We start from the raw sequence: 278 nt of genomic DNA on the forward strand, positions 1-278 counted from the left end.
ATATTCTTCACGCCAATGAAGGGGCTGATGTTATTAACGCTGGCGATGGTAACGATTTTGTCTACGCAGGTAGCGGTAACGATGTTATTGACGGCGGCGCAGGTACCGATACTTTATTTGGCGAGACAGGCGACAACGTCATTGATGCCGGAAGCGGTGATGATATTGTTTATACCGATAGCGGCAACGATAACATTACAACTGGTACTGGGCACGACACCGTATTTGCAGGTGCTGGTGATAACATTATTACCACTGGTGCAGACAAAGATACAGTT

The 278-nt window shown here is 46.8% G+C and carries 1 protein-coding gene; it reads left to right on the plus strand.

Annotated features, from left to right (window positions below):
* Positions 1-278 (plus strand): calcium-binding protein (locus Q4528_RS13690; protein WP_303522103.1); only part of this gene is annotated, 278 nt, incomplete at both ends.

This window comes from Staphylococcus pasteuri (assembly GCF_030547725.1).
Lineage (GTDB): Bacteria > Bacillota > Bacilli > Staphylococcales > Staphylococcaceae > Staphylococcus > Staphylococcus pasteuri.